23 protein-coding genes are annotated in these 21,963 nt (G+C 61.0%); 17 read left to right on the top strand and 6 right to left on the bottom strand.

Going from position 1 to position 21,963, the window contains the following annotated elements:
* Window positions 1-47: 47 nt before the first annotated feature.
* Complete coding sequence (locus ACFX4T_RS16245) at window positions 48-1,022, top strand: Lrp/AsnC family transcriptional regulator (RefSeq protein WP_377652646.1); 975 nt, start codon at window positions 48-50, stop codon at window positions 1,020-1,022.
* Between the two features lie 202 nt (window positions 1,023-1,224).
* Here the strand turns inward: ACFX4T_RS16245 and ACFX4T_RS16240 are convergent, their stop codons facing one another.
* Window positions 1,225-1,689 carry an Lrp/AsnC family transcriptional regulator gene (locus ACFX4T_RS16240; RefSeq protein WP_223946020.1) on the bottom strand — a complete coding sequence of 155 codons (465 nt, stop codon included), beginning with the start codon at window positions 1,687-1,689 and terminating at the stop codon, window positions 1,225-1,227.
* Between the two features lie 120 nt (window positions 1,690-1,809).
* On the opposite strand from ACFX4T_RS16240, the gene ACFX4T_RS16235 reads away from it, so the two are divergent.
* The 13 genes from ACFX4T_RS16235 (at window position 1,810) to ACFX4T_RS16175 (ending at window position 13,378) form a co-directional block, all read left to right on the top strand.
* Window positions 1,810-3,039: a MalY/PatB family protein gene (locus ACFX4T_RS16235; protein WP_223949288.1), complete on the top strand. Its 1,230-nt coding sequence runs from the start codon at window positions 1,810-1,812 to the stop codon at window positions 3,037-3,039.
* Between the two features lie 13 nt (window positions 3,040-3,052).
* Complete coding sequence (locus tag ACFX4T_RS16230; RefSeq protein ID WP_377652645.1) at window positions 3,053-3,517, top strand: RidA family protein; 465 nt, start codon at window positions 3,053-3,055, stop codon at window positions 3,515-3,517.
* A gap of 129 nt (window positions 3,518-3,646) precedes the next feature.
* Complete coding sequence (locus ACFX4T_RS16225; RefSeq protein ID WP_223946023.1) at window positions 3,647-5,089, top strand: amino acid permease; 1,443 nt, start codon at window positions 3,647-3,649, stop codon at window positions 5,087-5,089.
* A gap of 62 nt (window positions 5,090-5,151) precedes the next feature.
* Window positions 5,152-5,523: a carboxymuconolactone decarboxylase family protein gene (locus ACFX4T_RS16220; RefSeq protein ID WP_223946024.1), complete on the top strand. Its 372-nt coding sequence runs from the start codon at window positions 5,152-5,154 to the stop codon at window positions 5,521-5,523.
* Window positions 5,524-5,617: 94 nt separating this feature from the next.
* Complete coding sequence (locus ACFX4T_RS16215; RefSeq protein ID WP_223946025.1) at window positions 5,618-6,700, top strand: branched-chain amino acid aminotransferase; 1,083 nt, start codon at window positions 5,618-5,620, stop codon at window positions 6,698-6,700.
* Window positions 6,701-6,897: 197 nt separating this feature from the next.
* On the top strand, window positions 6,898-7,578 hold the full coding sequence (locus tag ACFX4T_RS16210) for a GntR family transcriptional regulator (protein ID WP_223946027.1): 681 nt from the start codon (window positions 6,898-6,900) through the stop codon (window positions 7,576-7,578).
* A 99-nt stretch (window positions 7,579-7,677) separates the two neighbouring features.
* The gene (locus ACFX4T_RS16205) at window positions 7,678-9,030 is read left to right on the top strand and encodes an MFS transporter (RefSeq protein WP_223946028.1); all 1,353 of its coding nucleotides are present in this window, start codon (window positions 7,678-7,680) and stop codon (window positions 9,028-9,030) included.
* Window positions 9,027-9,413, top strand: coding sequence for a thioredoxin (trxA, locus tag ACFX4T_RS16200; protein ID WP_223946029.1), 387 nt, complete (start codon window positions 9,027-9,029; stop codon window positions 9,411-9,413). Before ACFX4T_RS16205 ends, trxA begins: the two co-directional genes overlap by 4 nt.
* Before the next feature lie 88 nt (window positions 9,414-9,501).
* Window positions 9,502-10,395: a LysR family transcriptional regulator gene (locus ACFX4T_RS16195; RefSeq protein ID WP_223946031.1), complete on the top strand. Its 894-nt coding sequence runs from the start codon at window positions 9,502-9,504 to the stop codon at window positions 10,393-10,395.
* Between the two features lie 144 nt (window positions 10,396-10,539).
* Window positions 10,540-10,821 carry a hypothetical protein gene (locus ACFX4T_RS16190; protein WP_223946032.1) on the top strand — a complete coding sequence of 94 codons (282 nt, stop codon included), beginning with the start codon at window positions 10,540-10,542 and terminating at the stop codon, window positions 10,819-10,821.
* A gap of 96 nt (window positions 10,822-10,917) precedes the next feature.
* Window positions 10,918-11,127 carry an SDR family oxidoreductase gene (locus tag ACFX4T_RS16185; protein ID WP_346346987.1) on the top strand — a complete coding sequence of 70 codons (210 nt, stop codon included), beginning with the start codon at window positions 10,918-10,920 and terminating at the stop codon, window positions 11,125-11,127.
* 143 nt (window positions 11,128-11,270) lie between these two features.
* Complete coding sequence (locus ACFX4T_RS16180) at window positions 11,271-12,278, top strand: alcohol dehydrogenase catalytic domain-containing protein (protein WP_377652644.1); 1,008 nt, start codon at window positions 11,271-11,273, stop codon at window positions 12,276-12,278.
* On the top strand, window positions 12,275-13,378 hold the full coding sequence (locus ACFX4T_RS16175) for an NAD(P)/FAD-dependent oxidoreductase (RefSeq protein WP_223946034.1): 1,104 nt from the start codon (window positions 12,275-12,277) through the stop codon (window positions 13,376-13,378). Before ACFX4T_RS16180 ends, ACFX4T_RS16175 begins: the two co-directional genes overlap by 4 nt.
* Before the next feature lie 265 nt (window positions 13,379-13,643).
* Here the strand turns inward: ACFX4T_RS16175 and ACFX4T_RS16170 are convergent, their stop codons facing one another.
* From ACFX4T_RS16170 to ACFX4T_RS16160, 3 genes are read right to left on the bottom strand one after another with little or no spacing between them, the layout of a single operon-like run.
* Window positions 13,644-14,537, bottom strand: coding sequence for an RNA methyltransferase (locus ACFX4T_RS16170; protein WP_223946036.1), 894 nt, complete (start codon window positions 14,535-14,537; stop codon window positions 13,644-13,646).
* 7 nt (window positions 14,538-14,544) lie between these two features.
* Window positions 14,545-15,330, bottom strand: a complete 786-nt coding sequence (locus ACFX4T_RS16165) for a sulfite exporter TauE/SafE family protein (protein ID WP_216925749.1) — start codon at window positions 15,328-15,330, stop codon at window positions 14,545-14,547.
* A gap of 18 nt (window positions 15,331-15,348) precedes the next feature.
* Window positions 15,349-16,134: an ABC transporter ATP-binding protein gene (locus ACFX4T_RS16160; protein ID WP_216925750.1), complete on the bottom strand. Its 786-nt coding sequence runs from the start codon at window positions 16,132-16,134 to the stop codon at window positions 15,349-15,351.
* 111 nt (window positions 16,135-16,245) lie between these two features.
* Between ACFX4T_RS16160 and serB the strand changes: the two genes are divergently transcribed.
* The gene (gene serB / locus ACFX4T_RS16155) at window positions 16,246-17,139 is read left to right on the top strand and encodes a phosphoserine phosphatase SerB (RefSeq protein WP_223946037.1); all 894 of its coding nucleotides are present in this window, start codon (window positions 16,246-16,248) and stop codon (window positions 17,137-17,139) included.
* A gap of 11 nt (window positions 17,140-17,150) precedes the next feature.
* Here the strand turns inward: serB and ACFX4T_RS16150 are convergent, their stop codons facing one another.
* Window positions 17,151-18,680 carry a SpaH/EbpB family LPXTG-anchored major pilin gene (locus ACFX4T_RS16150; protein ID WP_223946038.1) on the bottom strand — a complete coding sequence of 510 codons (1,530 nt, stop codon included), beginning with the start codon at window positions 18,678-18,680 and terminating at the stop codon, window positions 17,151-17,153.
* A 193-nt stretch (window positions 18,681-18,873) separates the two neighbouring features.
* On the opposite strand from ACFX4T_RS16150, the gene ACFX4T_RS16145 reads away from it, so the two are divergent.
* Together ACFX4T_RS16145 and ACFX4T_RS16140 are read left to right on the top strand one after the other, a co-directional pair.
* Window positions 18,874-19,308, top strand: a complete 435-nt coding sequence (locus tag ACFX4T_RS16145) for a hypothetical protein (protein ID WP_216925753.1) — start codon at window positions 18,874-18,876, stop codon at window positions 19,306-19,308.
* A gap of 344 nt (window positions 19,309-19,652) precedes the next feature.
* Window positions 19,653-20,021 (top strand): hypothetical protein, encoded by a 369-nt coding sequence (locus tag ACFX4T_RS16140; protein ID WP_377652643.1) that lies wholly within the window; start codon window positions 19,653-19,655, stop codon window positions 20,019-20,021.
* Window positions 20,022-20,151: 130 nt separating this feature from the next.
* Here ACFX4T_RS16140 and ACFX4T_RS16135 read toward each other — a convergent pair whose 3' ends face one another.
* Window positions 20,152-21,654 (bottom strand): sugar ABC transporter ATP-binding protein, encoded by a 1,503-nt coding sequence (locus tag ACFX4T_RS16135; RefSeq protein WP_223946039.1) that lies wholly within the window; start codon window positions 21,652-21,654, stop codon window positions 20,152-20,154.
* Window positions 21,655-21,963 lie beyond the last annotated feature (309 nt).

Genomic DNA, 21,963 nt, shown 5'->3' with positions numbered 1-21,963 from the left:
AGCTAATCAATGCGCTGCAGATTGCTCCCCGCGCCGCATGGACAGACTTGGCAAAGATCTTGGGTGGAACGCCCGTTTCTGTCGCTGCACGGTGGCACCGGCTCTCCCGTGCAGGATCAGCTTGGATCACCGCATATCCGGCGATGAAACCCCGGAACGTCCTTTTGTGTTACATCGAGCTAGACTGCGCCCCAGGGACAAAGCCGTCAGTCCAGGCACAGCTGCTCAGGGAACCACGTGTCGTCACGGTCGAGGAGTCAGCCAGGGGAAGGGATCTGCTGCTCACCGTCATGTGTCCAGACCTTGACGAGGTAACGAAATTCGCCTTGGATGACCTGCCGGCGATTCCCGGTGTCCTGAGGCCCAGGACCCATTTCGTCACCAAGCTCCATTCCGAAGGCAACAACTGGCGGTTGGACGCACTCAGCCCTGAGCAGCGCCGGCGATGCGAATCCCTGGCGAGGACCAGCGGAGCCGAGCAGGTAACGCAATTGCCAGGCGATGCCTGGCCCTTGATCCAGGAACTCGCCAAGGACGGACGAGCCACCGCCGCTGATCTCGCCCGGGCTACGGGGCGGAACACGGCCACCGTCCGACGCCAGCTGAGCAAGATCATCGGATCGGGCGCTCTATCGTTCCGATGCGAACTCGCCCAAGGCAGATCTCGCTGGCCCGTCACGTGCACGTTCCTGGCGCGGATCCCGCCGGCGGATCTCGATCGCACCATCGCGGCCTTGAAGACGCTTCCTGAAATGCGGGTCTGTGTTTCAACCACAGGATCGACCAACATGCTTTTCAGTGTGTGGATGTCGTCCATTGAAGACCTGCACCAAGTGGAGAGGCGCTTCGGAACTCACCTTCCGTGGCTGGAAATCATCGACTCTGCCGTCACGCTCCGGAACCCGAAACGCATGGGATGGATCCTCAACTCCGACGGCTCCTCGACCGGACAGGTCATCGTCCCCGCCGCCCTGCGCCCAACCAGAATTGAGTCCGCCATGGACTCAGGCTTGAAGCGGTAACGCTCAAGGCCTACTCTTCCCGCCCACTTCGCACCTACTCCGCCGTGCTCCGGGGCGCATGAGCAGCCAAACCGTGGTCGCGGAACGTGTGGTCGGGATTCTGCAAGTCTGGGCAGGCGAATCAGTGACAACCAGTCTCATGGTTGCTGACAACTTGAAGGCGGCCCGGGCGGAACCGGGTGAGCGGGGCCGGCTTACTCCGCTAGTCAATGGAACGGCGGACAACCGGCAGCGCCCTGGAGGCGATTACTTCCTTCATCACGATGGTGGAGTTGAGACTTTGGACGCCGGGCAGACGGCTTAGCACCTTGTCATAGAGCTTTTGGTAAGCCTCACGGTCCGCCGCGACGATGCGGATCATGTAATCCGGCTCACCAAACAGTCGTTGGGCCTCAACGATTTCTGGGACGTCGGTGATCGCGGCATCAAACTCATCCAGGACGTCGGGACGGGTAAGCGTTGCAAAAGCGACCACTTCGAAGCCGAAACCGGCCGATGCTGCGTCCACGATTGCACGATAGCTCCGAATGGTTCCCCGGGCCTCGAGATCCCGCACGCGGCGCTGGCAGCTCGACAGGCTTAACTGCACACGCCCCGCCAACTCGGTGAACGATATTCGCCCCTCAATTTGAAGTAACGCAAGAATCTCCCGATCTATCCGGTCCATGCCTCAAAATCTAGCATCTTGAAGGGTTTTGGCCGGAGAACTTGCAAACACGTTGCAGGACTTTCGGCTTAGTGTGAACCACATCGCAAAAACACCACTAAGGAACACTTCGTGAGTACCATGCCTGACACCGTATTGATCCCCTCCCTGGACGCCGCACCGACTTCGATTTTCGATGAAGTAGTTGAGCGGCGCACCTCCAACTCGATGAAATGGGCGTATAAGGAAGCCCTTCTTTCTGCTGACGAGGCCGCGGCAGATCCGCTGCCCATGTGGGTTGCAGACACTGACTTCAAGGCCCCACGGGTCGTGCTGGATGCCTTGCATGAGGCTGTCGAGCACGGAGTGTTCGGCTACCCGGGCGGGGCCACCGACAGTTACCTCGACGCCGTCGCGGGCTGGCAGGTCAAGCGCTTCGGTTGGGAGGTCGACAAGAAGTGGATCCTTCAGACTTCGGGCATCATCACGACCCTCAAGACGGCGGTGCAGGCCTTCTCCGCGCCGGGCGACTCCGTGCTCATCCAGCCTCCGGTCTACGCGCACTTTCACAACGACATGCTCATGAACGGCCGGCATCTTGCCTACGCACCGCTGACCCGGGCCGGAGACAGGTATGAGTTGGATGCGGCAGTATTTGAGGCCGCGATTCGTCCCGACACCAAGATCTTCATCCTCAGCAACCCCCACAATCCGACCGGCAACGTGTGGACCGAAGACGAGCTGCGCACGATGGGCGAAATCTGTGCGCGGCATGGCGTGATCGTCATCGCTGATGAAATCCACCAGGACCTCATCATGAACCCAGCAAAGCGGCACATCCCCTTCGCGTCCCTCAGCGAGGAGTTCGCGCAGAACAGCATCACCTGCACCGCGCCGAGCAAGACGTTCAATCTTCCAGGATTGCAGAGCGCCAACGTCTTTGTCCCCAACAAGCGGATGCGGGAAGAACTCGCCCGCCAGTATGACCGCAACGTCTTCCCCCTGGTCAACGTCCTTGGCATGGTTGCCGCCGAGGCGGCCTACGCCCACGGTGAGGGCTGGGTGGATGACATGGTCAGCTACGTGCGCGGCAATCACGAACACTTCGCCGCGTCCATCAACAGCACGCTGCCGCAACTCACTGTTCTGCCGGCCGACTCCCTCTACCTGGCCTGGATGGACTGTCGGGGCCTTGGCCTGAACGCGGAGGAACTGGACAAGTTCATGCTCACCAAGGCCCGCCTCTGGCTGGACAAGGGGCAGAAATTCGGAGTCGAAGGACAGGGCTACATGCGGGTCAACCTCGGTTGCCCGCGCAGCACCGTCGACGAAGCCATTAACCGGCTCACCGCAGCCGTCACCAGCAACTGAAAGAAGAGAATCAATGACCATCACCGCTGAAGACCGCCTGTCCGAACTCGGCGTCGTCCTCCCCGCCCCTGCGCGGTCGGTAGCCAACTACCAGCCCTACGTCCGGACCGGGAACCTGCTGTTCACGTCTGGCCAGCTGCCGATGCGCGACGGTGCCTTCACCTCAACAGGCAAGCTCGGAGAGGACCTCGATATCTCCGCGGGTCAGGAAGCCGCCCGCTGGTGCGCTGCCAACATCCTCGCCCAGGCCAAGGACGCCTTGGGCGACTTGGCGAAGATCAAGCGTCTGGTCAAGATCACGGTCTTTGTCGCCAGCACCCCGGCCTTCTCCGACCAGCACCAAGTCGCCAACGGGGTTTCTGATTTCCTGGTCGAGGCTCTTGGCGAGGCAGGGAACCACGCCCGGTCCGCCGTCGGCGTTCCCTCGTTGCCGATGGATGTCCCAGTCGAAATCGAAGCAGTCATCGAAGTTCGCTGATTCACCTGCGGGACCTTCCCGCCCACGCCCCTTCATTAATTACACACTGGCGACCCCACACCACTGACGACCCGAACGAATGCCAGACATCATCTGATCCCCCAAGCCCCTTCAAGGAAGAAGTGCGCTATGAAATCACCCCAACGCGTTCAGGCATATGAAAAAGAGAACCTGAAACGGGATCTAAAGAGCAGGCACCTGCAAATGATCGCCATCGGCGGAGCTATCGGAACCGGATTGTTCTACGGTTCCGGCTGGGCCATTCAGACCGCCGGACCAGCCATTATCCTCACCTACATTGTCGCTGCAGCTGCCATCTACTTCGTGATGCGCGCACAGGGTGAAATGTCCGTGGAGGAACCCGTTTCAGGCGGCTACATCTCCTATTCAAGCCGTTACATCCACCCCTTCATGGGATTCCTCAACGGATGGAACGCCTTCATCTTCCTCCTCGCCACGAGCGCGGCCGAACTGAACGCGCTGGGCAAATACGTCCAGTACTGGGTCCCTGATATGCCGATCTGGGTCACCGCGGCCGTCGCGGTGCTGGTTATGTTCGTCATCAACGTCGTCGGCGTGAAGTTCTATGGTGAGGCCGAATTCTGGTTCGCCATCATCAAGGTGGTCGCCATCGTCACGCTAATTATCTTCGGTGTCGCCATGATCTTCTTTGGGCTCGGCAACGGAGGCCAGCCACTCGGCCTGGGCAACCTCACGGAGCATGGAGGCTTCTTCCCTAACGGCATCAGCGGCTCGATCCTGTCCATCGTGATGGTCGCGTTCGCATTCGGTGGCATCGAAAACCTCGGTCTGGCCGCCGGCGAAGCCAAGGACGTTGAAAAGACCATGCCCAAGGCCGTGAACGCCACCTTCTGGCGTCTGATGATCTTCTACGTCGGAGCCATCACCATTCTGGTCACGATCTTCCCGTGGACGTCCCTGACTGGAAAGGGCAGCCCTTTCGTCGAAGTCTTCACCAGGATCGGCATCCCTGCCGCTGCGACGATTATGAATCTCGTCGTGATGACCGCAGTGCTGTCCGCCGTCAACTCCAGCATCTTCACCAACAGCAGAACCTTCTACAACCTCTCCCTCCAGGGCAAGGCCCCGGCGTTCCTGGGCAAGGTCAACAACAAGCAAGTCCCCTCCCGTGCCGTCATCGCCGTCTTCGTCATCATGCTCGCGGGTGTGGGTTTGAACCTGGCTATGCCGGATCAGGTCTTTGAAATCTTCTCCTCCGTGACCACCTTCGGACTCATCTGCGCCTGGGGCTCGATCGCGCTCAGCCACCTTCGATTCCGGAAGCTGCGCATCCAGAACGGACAGGCCGACGCCATCAAGTACAAGTCGCCCTTCTACCCCTATGCCGACTACATCGCGCTCGTATTCGTAGCCGTGATCCTGGTCTGCATCGCCATCCTGCCGGATATGCAAGTCTCCCTGATGGTCTCCGCGGTCTGGGTCGTGGTAGTAGCCCTCGCCTACAGGGTCTACCGCAAGCGGCAGTCGCCTGCGCAAGTTGAAACCCGCGCTGAGGATTCCGTACCCGTCCCGGACCACATGGGGAGCTGAACCCGACCGTGCCCGTCAATTTTTACCCCTCCAACAGAAACCACCGAGAGAAAGAAGTCGCAATGACGTATCACGACCACAATGACCGCCAATTCTTCCGGAACCTTCGCAAGGGCGCTCCGGCCGCCGTCGACGCTTTCCAGGCGCTAGACAAGGCGGTCTTCGAAAACCCGGACAACGTAATCCCGCTCAAGTACACCGAACTCATCGCCGTTGCCGTCGCGTTGACCACTCAGTGTCCCTACTGCATTGAGGCACATTCAAAAGGGGCCCGCGAGGCCGGGGCCACTGAACAGGAACTTGCCGAGACGATCATGACAGCCACAGCGCTCAGGGCAGGCGGTGGGCTCACCCATGGCTGGCAGGCCCTGAAGTTCTTCCAAGGTGAAGACGCCGCTTCCAGCCCAAGCGTCCCAGCGGCATCCCTGTCCTGAGAAACCTCACGCTATAGCCCGTGTCCCGGAAATATCCGGGGCACGGGCTTCAGCCCGTTTACCATCGATAAATCCCAGTAGAGAGAACGCCCGAATGACCGCCTTCCCCCTGATCTCTGCACCGAATCCGTTGCCGCACCATAACAGGGCTGCAGTCCTCGAGGATCCCGGATTCGGGAACCACTTCACCGATTACATGGCCACTGCTTCCTGGTCCGTTCAGGACGGTTGGCACGACCAGAAAGTCGGCCCTCTTGAGGCTTTCAGCCTTCATCCCGCGACGTCAGTTCTGCACTATGCCCAAGAAATTTTTGAAGGGCTGAAGGCTTACCGCCACGCTGACGGCTCGGTCTGGCTATTCCGACCCGAAGCCAACGCCGCACGTTTCGCACGCTCTGCCGCGCGGCTTTCGTTGCCCGTCCTCGATGAAGGACTGTTCCTGGACGCGGTCACGGAACTCGTCCGCGCCGACCATGCCTGGGTCCCCCAGCACGGGAAGGAGCACAGCCTCTATATCCGGCCGTTCATGTTTGCGTCAGAACCTTTCCTCGGGGTCCGCGCCGCCGCCAAAGCGAAGTTCTGCGTCATCGCCTCCCCCGCCGGCCCCTACTTCCCTGACGGACCCACGGGTATCTCCTTGTGGGCCAGCCGAACCCAGACACGCGCAGCCGAAGGCGGAACTGGAGCCGCGAAATGCGGCGGCAACTACGCCACCGGACTGGCCGCCCAAGCCGAAGCCCGCGCCCACGGATGCGACCAGGTCCTCTACCTCGACGCCGTCGAGCACGAGTGGCTCGAAGAGTCCGGAACGATGAACCTGTTCCTGATCACAGCCGGCCGTGAACTCATTACCCCCGGCCTCGGGACCATTCTGGAGGGCGTAACCAGGGACAGCATCCTCGCTCTTGCCGAAGAACACGGACTGACTCCGGTGGAACGCCGCATCGGACTGCGTGAAGTGCTGACGCGCTGCCCAGAAGGCAGCATCACTGAGATCTTCGCCAGCGGCACCGCGGCAGCCATCACCCCGATCGTATCGATCCAGGGCGAAGACCTGGACGTCACCGTAGGGTCCGGTGCACCGGGCCCGAACACTCTGGCCATTCGTGAACATCTCCTCGGACTCCAGTACGGCCACCGGCCCGATTCGCGGGGCTGGCTCCGGCGCGTGCTCTGACGTCATTACAGGGCGCTGAACTCGTCGAAGTCAGCAGGCCGACGCTAGCTGGAATGCCTCCCGGCACCCACTGCCAGGAGGCATTCCTCGGGTGAGGCCCGTCTTCACGGGGCCTTCGTTCCCCGCCGCCTGGCAAGCGGAGGATTTGACCAAATACCACATGTATTCTTGTTGCACGACACCGATGAAGGAGCGACATGGAGGCGACTAGCGCGGCGGAACGCGCCTACCAGGCGATCCGCGACAGAATTCTCGAGGGGGTCCACCAACCCGGCGACATGCTGGGAGAGGCATCCGTCGCCATGACCCTAGGGGTGAGCCGCACGCCGGTGCGGATTGCCCTCGCCCGCCTCAAGGACGAGGGGTGGGTCGCGATCTACCCAAAGCGCGGGGCACTCGTACAGGGGCTCTCGGGCAGGCAAACCGCCGAGCACGCCGACGCGCGCCTAGTCCTAGAGGCCACGGCAGTCGGGCGGGTTGACCCGCAGCGGCGCGAGGAGTTCGCCGATCAGCTGGACGCATCCATCGCCGAGCAGCTGACCGCATTCCAGTCCCGCGACGTACGCCGCTTCATCGACCTCACCCTGGCGTTTCACCGCGGATTCGTGGAAGCCGGTGGGAGCGAGGTGTTCCTGGAACTCTATGACCGTCTCGCAGACCGGCACCGCTATCTGTTGTTCTCCGTCGGCGACAGGCTGCTCATGCGGTGCGAAGAGATAATCAAGGAGCACCGCACCCTCACGGCTCAGCTGCGAAGCGGCGACGTTGAAGCATTCGCCACCACACTCAGAGGCCACATCGCCGAAACGGCGGAGACGGCAGGGCCCACGCTTGCCCTCGGCGGCCTCCTCGCAGCCACACCAGACACACGCGACTAACTGCAGGACTCCTGACCACGTAGCTTTATTTACGGTCATCTAGGATCCTAGTTGGACTCTAGATGTATGCTAGTGGAGGCAGCGCGCGGGCTGATCCCCATGCCACGCACGCAGAACGACGACAGAATTACGGAACCGCAGAAAAAGATGACCAAGACCCAAACCACTTCCCCACTTATGAGCCAGAGAGCCTCCATACAGGACCTGGAGACCGTCCAGCGGCGAACGATGATCGTGCTTTCCGTCATGCAGGTCGTCGGCACCGTCGGCGTCGGCATCGCGCCCTCTATCGGCGTGCTCCTGGCAGGCCAAGTCACGGACAACGAAGCATGGGCGGGACTGGCGCGGACTTCGAGCACACTCGGTGCGGCATTGCTGGGCCTTCCGCTGGGCAACTTTGCGGCACGGCGGGGCCGGAGAGTTGCGCTGGCGAGTGGGTGGTGGGTGGCAGCGGCCGGCGCTGGCCTGCTGGTCGCCGCAGCCCAGTGGAGCCTCGTCGTTCCCCTGTTCGTTGGCCTGTTGCTCATCGGCGCGGGCTCCGCGGTCAGCCTGCAGGCCAGGTTCGCCGCAACAGATATTGCCAGTCCCCGCCACCGGGCCCGATCGCTGGCGCTCATCGTTTGGGTGGGCACCATCGGCAGTGTGCTCGGCCCCAACCTTGGTGTGCCTGGTGAAGCGATCGGCCGCGCAACTGGCCTGACAGTGTTTGCGGCCGCGTTCCTGATCGCAGCCGGATGCCTCGCCCTGGCCGGGGCTCTCGTCTTCGGCCTGCTCCGGCCCGACCCCCTGCTCCTTGCCCAGTCCCGTTCACTGGACGAGCCCGGCCCCCAGGGCAGCCGCGTGTCGGCCCCAACGGCAGGTCCTGGACGGTCGCGCGCCATGCTGGCCGAGCTCGGACGGAACCCGGCGGCTCGGTTGGCCGTCGTTGCGATTCTCACGTCGCAGCTCGTGATGGTGGCGATCATGACGATGACACCGGTGCACGTAGCGCACGAAGGTGGATCGGTCACCTTCATCGGCCTCACGATCAGCCTGCACATCGTCGGGATGTATGGGTTCTCCCCTGTTGTTGGCATCGCGGCGGACCGGATCGGCCACCACGTGACCATCGCGATCGGCCTCGCCCTGTTTGCTGGATCCCTCGCCATCGGCATCCTCCAGCCGAACGACATGGGATGGATGATGGCGTCCCTGATCCTGCTCGGTCTCGGCTGGTCATTCGTCAGCGTCGGAGGCTCTGCCCTGTTCAGCGTGGCGGAATCCGGCGAGACCAGGGCCGCCTCCCAAGGAGGCCTCGATGCGCTCTCCAACCTTTTCGGAGCTGCGGCCGCCTTCGCAGCCGGCCCGATCCTCATGTTCACCAGTTTCTCGGCCTTGGCGGTCATCGCCCTCATCGCACTCGTTCCCTTGACCGTGCTCACGGCCATCACTCCGAAAGGCAACCTCTCATGACCACTCACGACCTCACCTTCCAAGACTTCGAGCGAACAATCTCCGCCGACGGGATCGTGCTGATCGACTTTTGGGCCGCGTGGTGTGGTCCGTGCCGGGCGTTCGCGCCGGTGTTCGAACAAGCCTCCAAACGCAACCCCGATATCGTCTTCGCCAAGGTCGACACCGAGGCTGAGCAGGAGCTCTCGGCCATGGCACAGATCACCTCGATCCCCACGCTCATGATCTTCCGCGGCGGCGTATGCCTCTACTCCCAAGCAGGCGCACTCCCAGCTGCTGCACTGGACTCATTGATCGAGCAGGTGCGCGCCCTCGATATGGGCTCTGTCTGGGCACAGATCGCTGCCTCGCGCGGTAAGGCACAAAGCGGTCCCGTAGAGTAGGCGCACCCATGATTCGAAACCATCATGGGTGGCGGGCGGATCCAAGGACAGCGGATCGCCACCGCGCCTGGAACGATAACATTTGGCTATGGCTGAACGATTGAGCACGGAAGGCCTGCGATACGCGCGGGCAGTAGCGGAAACGGGCTCCTTCAGCGCCGCAGCGAGGTCCTACGGAGTCACCCAGCCGGCATTGTCTAACGGGATCGCGAAGTTGGAGGCATCGCTGGGCGAGAAGCTGTTCGAGAGGTCTCCCCGTGGCGTGGCACTCACTGCGTTCGGCGACGCGTTGCTTCCTAGAATCGAGAAGGCCCTCAGGTCGCTCGACGACGTCCATGCCGAGGCCGCGAGGTGGAACGCGCCGTCACCGGAGACGATCCGCGTGGGCGTTTCTCCGCTGATCGACCCGAAGCTCGTGGCCAGCGCCTACCGGGCGGTCTGCGACCAGCCGGAGCAGGACGTGCGTATGCAGCTCGTGTTGCGGGAGGCGAACATGGGCGAACTGCGCGCCGCGCTAGTGGACGGAGAACTTGACATCATCGTCGTTCCCTCTGTGGAGCCGATGCCGCGTTACGAGCACCGGGTCATCGATTCCGAGCCATTGGTCCTGGTCGAACGCCGAGCAGGGTCCGGGCCGGCCCGGCTGGAGGACTTTGCGGGGAAACAGCTGATCCTGTTGCCCGACACGTGCGGGCTCACGGCCTTCACCCGCAGCTTGATCCGGGAGCACGAACTCGCGGTCACTGCCTACCCGGGAGAAGCCGCCACCTATCGGGTCCTCGAGGAATGGTCGCAACTCGGGCTCGGCTCCGCCATGCTCCCGAAGTCGAAGCTCGCTGCTCCCGACGCAACGCACCGTGAAGTCCTCGACACCGATGGCACTGTTCTGGAGATCTTCTACGAGGCGATCTGGGACCCCAGCTCCCCCATCGCCGGCGAACTAACCGACCTCGCAGGCCGGCTGGTCCAGCCCAGGAGCTGAACTGCCTCTCGGACACAACGGGCATAAACGATTGTTATGGCTGTATTCGCGGTAGTCCTCTACTGAGGACGGGGCAGCTATTCGTAACGTTGAGGGCGCAGCCGCATCGGCTGGGAATCCTGCACGAACAATGGAGCATGAATCATGGCTTACCTGGAGATCACCCTGAAGATCGACGACGCCGACCGCGCAGCAGCGGCCGCCGTCTACGAGAAGTTCAAACAGCCGTTCCTCGCCACCATCGGGGGCGCGCAGAGCAAGGAACTCCTCGTACGCGAGGACGACGTGCAAGTCCTGCACGGATTCGGTTCAACCGACTGCGCTCAGAAGTACTTGGCCAGCGAGCTGTTCAACCAGGACGTCGTCGTGGCGCTTGCGCCTCTGCTGAAGGCCGTCCCCGAAGTCCGGATCTACGAGACCGTCTGACGTTTGGACATCGATCAGTACTGCACTCGCTGACCCAGCACTCGGGCATGGAGCTCGCACCCACACCAGATCCGTGTAAACGCGATTGCACCTGCCGTGGTTTGGACTCCGATCTACGAGGACTCCATTCCGAAGGACGAGGTCGAGGACGCCATCGGTGCATTTGATTCCTTCCATCCCCTTGGCCGGGTCGGAACCTCGGAGGAAATCGCTGAGATCGCGGCCTTCCTGTTGTCGGACCAGACCGGATGGGTGACCGGCCCGGTCTGGGACGCCGAGGGCGGAGTCATGGCTGGAAGGAACTGATCCTGCGAGAGACGGGGTGGGATGCCTCTGCATCCCACCCCGTCCATGCCGATTGCTGGGTAACGCCGCCAAATGCCTATTGACATCAGATGAAAGGACACCTTGTGTCGAATAGCCACCATCCCTCACCATCTCGCGCTTGTATGCAGGTCACGAGGCCCGGCGAGCCGTTACGGCTGGTCCATGTGATTGCACCTGCGACACCATTTGGTCACGTACGCATCGACGTCGCGGCCTCTGGCATCTGCTACGCGGACCTCAGCACCGCCCGAGCAAGTGGCAAGAACACAGTCTTTCCAGTGACGCCGGGGCATGAAGTTGCCGGGACGATCGCCGAGATCGGCGAAGGTGTCACTGGCCGGGCACTCGGAGACCGTGTGGCCGTGGGATGGTTTGGCGGCAGTTGCGGCCAATGTGCATATTGCCGTCGCGGCGACCTCGTCCACTGCCCGGAACGGAAGATCCCCGGACTGTCCTACCCGGGCGGATGGGCCCAGAGCATCACCGTCCCCGCAGACGCCGTCGCCGCGATCCCCGACGGCATGACGTTTGGCGATGCCGCACCCATGGGGTGCGCCGGGGTCACGACGTTCAATGCGGTCCGCGAAGCCTCCGTCCCGGCCGGTGGAACGGTTGCTGTCTTCGGCATCGGCGGCCTCGGACATTTGGCCGTACAGTTCGCCGCGAAGATGGGCTACCGAGTCGTCGCTATCGCCCGAGGCCAGGATCGGGCTGAGCTCGCGCACCGACTTGGCGCGCACCACTACATCGACAGCACTGCCGAAGACCCCGCAACGGTCCTCGCATCCTTCGGCGGGGCGAACCTCATCCTCTGCACCGCACCCACCACCGCACCCGTGAAAGGGCTGCTGCCGGGGCTCGCCGTCCGGGGCCGCCTCACCCTCATTGGTGTGGACACAGGCAGCATCTCCGTCCCCGTCGGACAGCTGGTCATGAACGGGCAGCTCGTCACCGGACACCTCACCGGCAGCGCCCTCGACACCGAAGAAGCCATGCGCTTCGCCCAGCTCAACGGCGTAAAACCCATGGTCGAGCAGATGCCACTGGCCCAGGCAAACGAGGCACTCACACGTCTGGCCGCGGGCGAGGCCCGCTTCCGGATCATCCTTGACCCGATGGATGCCTCATGACTGATGCAGGAAAGTGGTACGACGTCGTCGTCATCGGGGCCGGGCTCGCCGGGCTCGTCGCTACGCACAAGATCCTAGGAGCAGGCCGGACGGTGCTGTGCGTCGAGGCCCGCGATCGCGTCGGCGGACGGACACTCAGCATCGAGACCGACACAGGAACCATCGACCTGGGCGCTAGCTGGTACTGGAGCAACGAACCACGGATCCACTCACTTCTCCAACGTCTCGGCCTCGGAAGCTTCCCCCAGTCCCTGGCCGGAGACGCACTCTTCGACACCGGCCAGGAAGGTGCCCAGCGTCTGAACGGCAATCCCATTGACTCTCCCTCCCTCCGCTTCGCCCGGGGTGCACAGTCGCTCCCGCTTGAACTGGCCTCCCTTCTCCCGGAAGGATCCCTCGCGCTCAATGAGCCCGTCGAGGCGATTACCGTCAATGAGGACAGCGCACAAGTCGTCACGCGCACCCGCAGGCTGAAGGCCGGGCGGGTCGTCCTGGCCGTTCCACCCGCGCTGGCAGCCGCGTCTATCCAGTTCACCCCGGCACTGCCGGACGACGTGAGGGCTCTCGCCGAGAGCACCCCGGTGTGGATGGGCGGCATGGTCAAAGCGGTCGCGGTCTACCGCACCCCGTTCTGGCGTCGCCACGGCCTCTCCGGATCCGCAATCAGCCATGCAGGCCCATTCCGCGAGTTCCACGACCATAGCGGCCCGGACGGCAGTCCCGCAGCGATCTTCGGATTCGCCCCTAGTTCCGGACTTGTCCAAGGTGAGAACAGCGTTATAGCGGACGCGTTCCGTGACCAGCTCGTCAGGATGTTCGGTGTGGACGCCAGCGACCCCGCTAAAATCCACGTGACGGATTGGAGCGCAGAACCCTACACCCAGCCGTCCCGCCAATTGGGCGCAAACACGAGCAGCTACGGTCACCGGCTCTTCCGCCGGCCGATTTACGGGCGCATTCATTGGGCTTCAACCGAAACTGCACCCTCATACGCCGGCCATCTCGAGGGCGCAGCGACCGCCGGAATCCTAGCCGCCCAGGCGACCGCCGAAAATGAGGATGCTCTCCGCGGCAATCCTGCTCCGTTGGTCCGCCCCTAGGTGCTTCGATGTGGAAATCCGGCAGCTCTACGGAGATCCGAACCAGGGCTCTGGAGCGCGATCCTGCTCGTTTCCGAGGCTTCCATCACCTGCATAGTAAGGACATACACCCGGGGGGCGACGAAGAGCAGGTGATGCCCTCCCGCGCCTTCCGGTGGGTAGCAAATGGTGCTCTGACCTGCGGCTTCGCCTCAGAAACCAGGAGATCTCCAGCTCTTCAATTGCTCCTGACACCGCGGTCGGGCGGGTGCGTCACGTTCAGCCACTACCTGGTCGCGTAAAACGCGACAGCGGATGACGCCGCGACATTCAGCGAATCCACGCCGTTCATCATCGGAATCGTCACGCGCGCGTCGAGCACCCGATCGGTCTCTGGTCTCAGCCCTTCACCCTCGGTGCCGAAGACCAGCGCCAAGTTCTGATGGTCCTGCGCGACCAGCTCATCGAGTGTGATGGATCCTTCACCGAGCGACATGCCGGCCACGAAGTAGCCTGCTTCCTTGAGGACCTCAAGGTCCCCAGGCCACGACTCGATCCGAGTCCACGGCACCTGGAACACCGTGCCCATCGACACCCTGATAGAGCGTCGGTAGAGGGGGTCGGCGCACTGGGGTGAGACCAGGACGGCGTCAACACCGATGGCTGCGGCGCTGCGGAAAATCGCACCTACGTTTGTATGGTCGGTAAGGTTCTCCAGGACCGCGATCCTTGATCGTCCCGGCAAATGAGCTCGATCAGACTCTTGTATTTTGCGACCACTGACATTCGTGTGGTCCACGATGTCTTCGAGCACGGCTACCCGCCGGGCACCCCCCAGCAGCTGCGTGAGCGGCACGGGTGCCGGACGGTGCATGGCTGCCATCGCTCCGCGGTGCAGGTGGAATCCCGTGATTTCTTCCAGGAGCTTGGCTTTGCCGATGAACACCGGAACGTCTGGATAGGCCTGGAAAACGTCGTCGAGGTCTTCCAGCCATTTCTCCGCCAGGAAGAACGAGCGTGGCTGATGACCCGCTGCCAGTGCGCGGCGAAGGACCCTGGAGGATTCGGCAATGTACATGCCTTCTTCCGGTTCGCGGAGCTTGCGGAGATGCACATCGGTCAGCGTGGTGTAGTCGGTCACGCGGGGATCATCGGCGGACTCGAGATAGTGGAACGTCACCGGGTGATTATTTCAGCAGATTGGCGATCATGAAGCCGAGGGCGACGATGCCCAGGGTAAAGATGACAGCCCTCAAGACGCGCGGCGAAAGCTTGCGGCCAACCTTGGATCCAACCAGGCCGCCAATGGTTGAACTCACGCCAATAAGCAGGACCACGAGCCAGTTGATTCGATCGAAGGCGAAGATCAGGTAGGACACAGCAGCCACCATGTTGACGCCGAGCACCAGGATGTTCTTCATTGCGTTGGCGTTCTGCATGGTCCCGGTGAGGAACACGCCCAGTATTCCTACGAGCAGAATCCCTTGGGCTGCTACGAAGTAGCCGCCATAAACGCCGGCGAGGTAAACCAGGACCACCAGGAGGATGCCGTGGCTCCGGTCCCTGAGGGCATGCTCCGGGTTCTCTTCACGGTTTCGCACGGAGGCCTGGAGGCGAGGCTGGAACATCACCATCAGCAGCGCCAGTACCAGCAGGAAGGGGGCGACGTAGTGGAACACCTTGTCCGGCAGGTGCAGCAGCAACCATGCGCCGGTGATACCGCCCAGGAGGGAAGCTGGCAGCAGCTTCAACAATTGCCTGCCGCGGCCCGCAAGTTCCCGGCGATATCCCCATGCTCCGGCCGCAGTGCCGGCCACCAGGCCCATGGCGTTGCTCATGGAGGCAACCACCGGAGTCACACCCAGCGCGATGAGCACAGGAAAGGTCACGAGGGTGCCGGAGCCGACCACCGCATTGATGGTGCCGGCCCACAAGCCCGCAAAAAAGACCAGAACGCTGCTAAGAATCTCCACAGTCGACCAGAGGTCCGCCTAGCGGCGGGCGGTTGCGGTGTAGCGGCCGGCGTTTTCCGTGACGTCCAGGGCAAGACCGAAGGTGTTACTCAGGTGTTCGTCCGTGAGGACGTCCTTAATCACACCGGCGGCCACCACCCCGCCTTCGCGTAGCAGCATGGCGTGGGTAAAGCCCGGGGGAACTTCTTCAAGGTGGTGGGTGACCAGGACCATCGCAGGAGCTGCCTCGTCCTTGGCCAGCTCACCTAGTTTGTGGACGAGTTCCTCGCGGCCCCCGAGGTCCAGGCCAGCGGCCGGTTCATCCAGCAACAAGAGTTCGGGGTCGGTCATGAGTGCGCGCGCAATCTGCACCCGTTTCCGTTCGCCTTCGGACAGCGTGGCAAACGTACGGTTGAGCAACGGGCCCATCCCCCAGTCGTTCAGGAGGCCGAAAGCACGTCGCTCGTCATCGCGTTCGTATCCCTCGCGCCAGCGGCCCGTAACGCCGTAAGCTGCGGTAACTACGACATTGAGGACGTTCTCGTGTTCCGGAATCTGGGTAGCGAGTGCTGCCGAGGAGAGGCCAATGCGCGGCCGCAGTTCAAAGACGTCGACGCGGCCCAGGGTTTCGTCCAAAATTCCAGCCGTCCCGCTGGATGGATGCAGGCGCGCTGCAGCAATCTGGAGAAGTGTGGTTTTGCCGGCACCGTTGGGGCCAAGAATGACCCAGCGTTCGCCTTCGTTGACCTGCCAGTCAACCTTGTCCAGCAGGGTCTTTTTGCCTCGGACAACGCTGACGGAAGCCAATTCCAGAACATCACTCATAGCAGTAGACACTAGGACAAAAATACAGATGACTGATAACTGGCCATATGTGCCCGCTGCTGCGGAGAAACGAATTCGGGTGAACGTAGCATGCTCAGTAGGATTGAGGCCATGACTTCGAACTTGGCTGCGGTCAGCTATGGCGTGAATTTGTCCCCCGAATCGCTTGATAACGTGCGCAAAGTGCTGGCTGATGCCGGTGCCGCAGTGTCATCGGAATCACAGTCCGGGGACGACCGCTTTGGTGTTCACACGGCTGGTCTCGCCGTTGAAGCAGTCACGCCCGAAGCCCTGGCGGCGGTTCGACGGCGGGTGGCTGAGGCCGCGGATGCCGGAGTAGATACTGCGATCGTTCCGGAGGCCCTTCGACAGGCTCCAAGGAAGCTGCTCATCATGGATGTGGATTCCACGCTGATCCAACAGGAAGTCATTGAGTTGCTTGCCGCTTATGCAGGCAAGCGCGACGAAGTTGCAGCTGTTACCGAAGCAGCCATGCGTGGGGAACTGGATTTCACACAGAGCCTCTACGCCCGCGTTGAGGTCCTCGCAGGGCTCCCGGCCGCCGTCGTCGATTCTGTACGGGCTGAAGTGCGACTCAGCCTTGGCGCAGCAGAACTGGTGGCCGCATTCAAGGAAGCTGGCCACGTGGTGGCTGTAGTTTCCGGTGGCTTTAACCAGATCCTTGGGCCCATTGCTGAAGAACTCGGCCTGGATTACTGGATCGCCAACGAGCTGGAAATCGTCGATGGCGCTTTGACAGGCAGGGTGCTGGGCGACGTCATTGACCGAGCAGCGAAAGAGAAGTACCTGCGTAAATGGGCAGCTGCCGAGGGGATCGATCTTCAGCACACCATCGCGGTGGGCGACGGCGCCAACGACCTCGACATGCTGGGAGCGGCCGGAATTGGCGTTGCCTTTAACGCCAAACCGGCCGTCCGTGCAGTGGCAGACGCCGTCGTCAACATGCCGTACCTTGATGCCGTGCGGCACATCGCCAACGTCTGAACCCCAGGTGTCTAGCTGTTGTTACCTGCCCTGCGGTTACGGACGAACAGCAGGCCCGCACCAATGACCAGGAGAGCGCCGGCTGCGTAAAGCAGGGCCGATCCTACCCCACCGGTCAGCGGCAGCTCGAACCCGGCGTTGGAAGGCATGTTCTTCACGCTCAGGTCAATGCCGACGGCTGTGGTCGAGGAGTTGATCAGGAAAGACAAGGGTTCGGCAAGCAGTTCGTAGCCTGCCGGTGCTGCGGTCTCCACCAGATAGTAGGTGCGGTAGTCGGTGTCCCCAGGGGCAACGGCTGCACCGTTGGCCCAATCCGAGTAGCGCAGGCCTGAAATGGTCAAGGTTCCATCGTCGGCAACGGTGAAGACACTTTGGCCGTCAATATCCACGGGGTTGATGCCTGCCTTGGCATCAGCCTCATTGGTGTAGACGGAGAAAGAAGCGCCGGCCAGGCCGGCTGCATTCTCGTCCACCTTCTGCAACGTCATGCCGCCCCATTTGGTAACGACAGGCGGCGTTACTACCGGCCCTCCGGGTTGACCGGGGGTGATGTTGAAGCTCGCAGCATTCGGGTAGGCAAGTGCGACGTTTTCAATCTCGCCTATGGTGTTGACCTTGGTGCTCACAACGATCTGCACACGGGTTCCGCTGCTGGAGGCCAGGAAGGCGCGGCCGGCGTCGGTGAAGACCACCGAGACGGTGTTGGTTGTGGCATCGAAGCCCACAACGTACTCGGTACCTTCAATAAGTTCAGTACCGTCTTCCAGCATGACGGTGGCACCGACGTAGGTCAGTTTGGTGTCGAGCTGATCCACAACCTTGTAACCGTCGATCACGGCCTCGTTCGGGATATCAGCGGTGATCGTCCAATCGATCTGGTCGCCGAGCTTGACGTCGGGAGCATCAGTGACGATCTTCTCCGCACCGGAAACAGAGTTCTTCGGGTACACGTCGACGTCGTAGATCCAGTTGTCCTGGTTATCCGGATCGGTTATCGGCACCGAGACAAGAAACGGAGCCGAAGGGGTGACACCGGCAGGATAGCTGGTCTCGGTCACCAGATACAGGCCTGTGGGCAGGTTGGCGAAGATGGCAGTACCGTCGGCAGCGGTGACCTGGGCCTGGCTGGCACCCAGGCTGTATCCAGCGGCAGTAATGGAACCGGACGGGTCAGACGACGCAAACACATAGCTAAGGTTGTGTGCCGCGTCCCAGCCGGCATTGGTGGATAGATCAATGGTATTGACCTGCTGGATGGTGAACTCAATACCAGGCAAGGGCGTCAGGTTGGTGGTGTCAGGAACGGCGCGGGAAAAGTTGTTCCCGCCGCCGTTGTTGTGGCCACCGCCGCCGTTGTTCCCGCTGCCACCGCCGCCGATATTGGGCTTCTCGAACTTGTGAACGGTGATGGAACCGGTTTGGTCACTGTTGATCACCGGCGCTGCGGATGCCGGCGCGACGGAGAGGGACACAGCCAGCACCGCCCCCACCAAGGTGGCTGCGGCCGCTCGCCAATGTCGTGAGGCGCGTTGATTGGTCACACTTTTCCCCTTCGATTGATGGTGCCCTGGACACGTGGCCGAGGGCCTCCACCATCCGAGTAGCGCCCGCACAGTCTTCATGACGCGGATTCCACAACCTTTTCAGCGAAACGATTGGCGCTCTCAGGACACTCATCAGATGTGACGCTTGCCAGTTGGCGCACGTCGCCTTGCCCATACCGAAGGAGATGCGTTGCTGGAGCATGAAATCCTTTGCAGATCTGTTGTTTCAGCTGACCCGGACGGGGTGCTGAGGAAGCACTTCACCTTGTGGTGTGCGCGGTTCAAGATCTTTCCAACAGAATCCGGCTTCGCCACCGAAACCGGCCATGTTGTGTACCCGGCTCACGGAGTTATCGAAGCAGATGGAACTGTGTGGTTGTCTACCCTTGCATCCTTTGATCAATCCGGGATCCGTGGGCACGTGGAGAACCACCCGGGTTTCCGGGACATGCTCGCACACGCGTCCAAAACGCCTGACAGGGCTCCTGACGGGATAGCCCTTTTGATTGGGCGTATCCCGTATCAAGTGATCTTCCAAAATACGACCGAGGCCGGAGCGGACCATATTATCAACGTTGCCTTCATTAATCGAAAGTCGCTGTACAGAAACGATTCAGAGGCTTAGGGTCACAATTCGTGACGCCAACTCGGGAATAATTTATGCGATTGTCATTGACTGTTTCGCTTCTTGAGACGGAGCATTCCTGCGGCTTTTTAATGTGTAAAGTTGGGAACTCCAAGACAGAGCCGTGATGCGTTAGGCAGCCCGGGGTCAAGAAAAAGCAGGGGCAGAAAGTGAATCGTTCGCGGCACGCACGAAGATGGTGGAAACGTCAGAAAAAGTATTTATCTACTGAAGTGCGCGCCAATGAGGATGAGTCATTTCGTAATGTGCCGGTGCACCTGGAAGCCCGGGCGGTCTACTTCACACATATCGGTGATGATGAGAAAGAAAAGGAAGAACAAATTATGAGCACGCTTGACGAATCCATAAAGCAGTTGCTGTCTATCGAGGGCGCAACAGGCGCGGCCGTCGTGGACTATTCCAGCGGAATTGCTTTAGCCCAAGGTGGAAACCCTGGCTTTGACCTGGGCGTGGCAGCTGCCGGCAACTCCAATGTTGTCAGTGCAAAACTCCGCACCATGGCGGACCTCCACGTGGACAGCGATATCGAAGATATCCTCATCACTCTCGGCTCGCAGTACCACCTGATTAACGTCCTGAACTCGGGCGGTTCCAAGGGCCTGTTTGTCTACTTGGTGCTGGACCGAACGTACGCAAACCTTGCACTGGCGCGCCACAAGCTCAGTAACCTCGCCAAGGGAATTACCATCTGATCTTCACTGGAAGAGTAAAAGGGGCGGCCGCGCATTCGCGGGCGCCCCTTTCGGTTTCACGTCAGGAAGGGAACAGTCGTTTTACGTCAGGAAGGGCACAGTCGTTTCACGTCAAGAGGGCACAGTGCCGTCAACTCTTCACCCGGCGTGCTTCCCCACTGCCCGAGGTGAACTTCTCGCCCAGCATATGGTGCACCAGGGCGTCTTCGTTGGTATTGGCATTTGCCTCGATGGCCACCATTTCGCCGTTGCGCATCACACCAATCCGATGGCACCAACTGACCAGTTCCGATAAATCCGACGACAAGAGGATGATTGCAACCCCCGTCCGGCTGAGCTCCTGGAGCATCCTGTACACCGTCTCTTTGGCCCCAACATCTATGCCGCGGCTGGGGTGGCTAAGAATCAACACATCGCAATCACTGGTCATCCATTTGGCAAGCTGCACCTTCTGCCGATCGCCACCGGAAAGAGTAGTGATGGCGCCATGAATGTTTGTCGTGTTGATGCGCATACGGCGAACCAGCTCGATCACGCCACGAAGCTGTGTAATCTCATCCTGTAAATTCGCCCCGGAAGTATCGTCGCTGCGCTGAAGGCCTTCAACGATTCCGCTTGCCGATTCCAGGGTGTCTGCGGTGTCTGACAAGTAGCCGATCTTCAAACGCAGTGCATCCTGCAGCCCCCGGATCTCTACGGGCTTTCCTTGTATGAAAATCCGGCCCGAGGTACTCGGGTGAATACCTACCAGCGCTTCAATCAATTGATAAATGCCTGAGCGATGCGTTCCGGCCAAACCGAAAATCTCACCCTTGGATACGCTGAAGGAAATATCTCGGATACTGTCTTCCACAGTGAGCTCCACCACCCGCATAGCCTCATCTCCGGGTGCCGGATCAGTGGGCCTGGAGTTGTTAGCCAACTTGTGCTGGAGCAAGAGGAAGGCGAGCTCGTCGACGTCGGTCCGGCTGGCTTCCAGCATTTTGTGGACCTTGCCATCGCGCATGACGGCGATACGGTGCGCTATGGACCGGACTTCATCGAGTCGGTGGGTGATGTAGATGATCGCACGCCCCTGCCCGACCAGCATCCTCAGGACTCGATGCAGGACGGCGACGTCATGATCCGGTAGCGACGCGGCAACCTCGTCCATGATCACGAGTTGGGCTTCTTCGGCAACCATTCTCAGAACTTCCACAAGGGTCTGCTCGGCACGAATCAGAGTGCCCACTTTTACGTCGGGATCCAAGGTGATTCCGACGTCCTGGATGAGTTTGATTGCTTGAACCCGGAGTTCATCATGGGATTTATCGGCTTGAAAAGTTTCCCGAAAAATTGCCTCGGCGACGGTCAGGTCAGAGTTGAGCCGGAAATTCTGCGGGATGAGGCCCACGCCGCAAGCTTGGGCTTCCTCCATCGAATCCGGTCCATATTTCTCGCCAGCCAGCATGAGTTGCCCGCTATCGTGCTTATGGGATCCGGACAGTACACCCATGAGAGTTGTTTTGCCGGCACCGTTGGTTCCGATTAATCCCAGGATCTCGCCGCGGTGGAGTGAAAGTTCAACGCCTTTGAGGATGCGCCTTTGATCGTAGGACGCGTGAATATCATCAGCATGCAGTAACAGGTCCAAAGATGCTCCTAGTTCACAGTAGTGGGTTCGACCCTGGACACTGCCATAAAGTTCCTACCTTGGCCTAATACAGTTCGCTTACATTTAGGGACGACGACGCCTTGGAGATTCAATCAGATTGACTCCGTGAATGCAAAAACTGGAACTTGAAACAACTGACCGCATTTCGTGTCGCGGAAAACTGAATAATTTATCAAATTGTCACCCCCACCTTTGCCTGGCATTTCAACGGTGCCCAACTGGGGCAGGGCTATCCGGATAGCCTGGGGGAAGAGCACGGCCGTGTACGCCTGCCATCGAGTCATTCCA

It is taken from the genome of Paenarthrobacter sp. YIM B13468, assembly GCF_042788025.1.
In the GTDB taxonomy this organism is placed as follows: Bacteria; Actinomycetota; Actinomycetes; order Actinomycetales; family Micrococcaceae; genus Arthrobacter; species Arthrobacter aromaticivorans.
The sequence above is the reverse complement of the archived record's forward strand: the minus strand, read 5'-3'. Positions and strand labels throughout refer to the sequence as shown.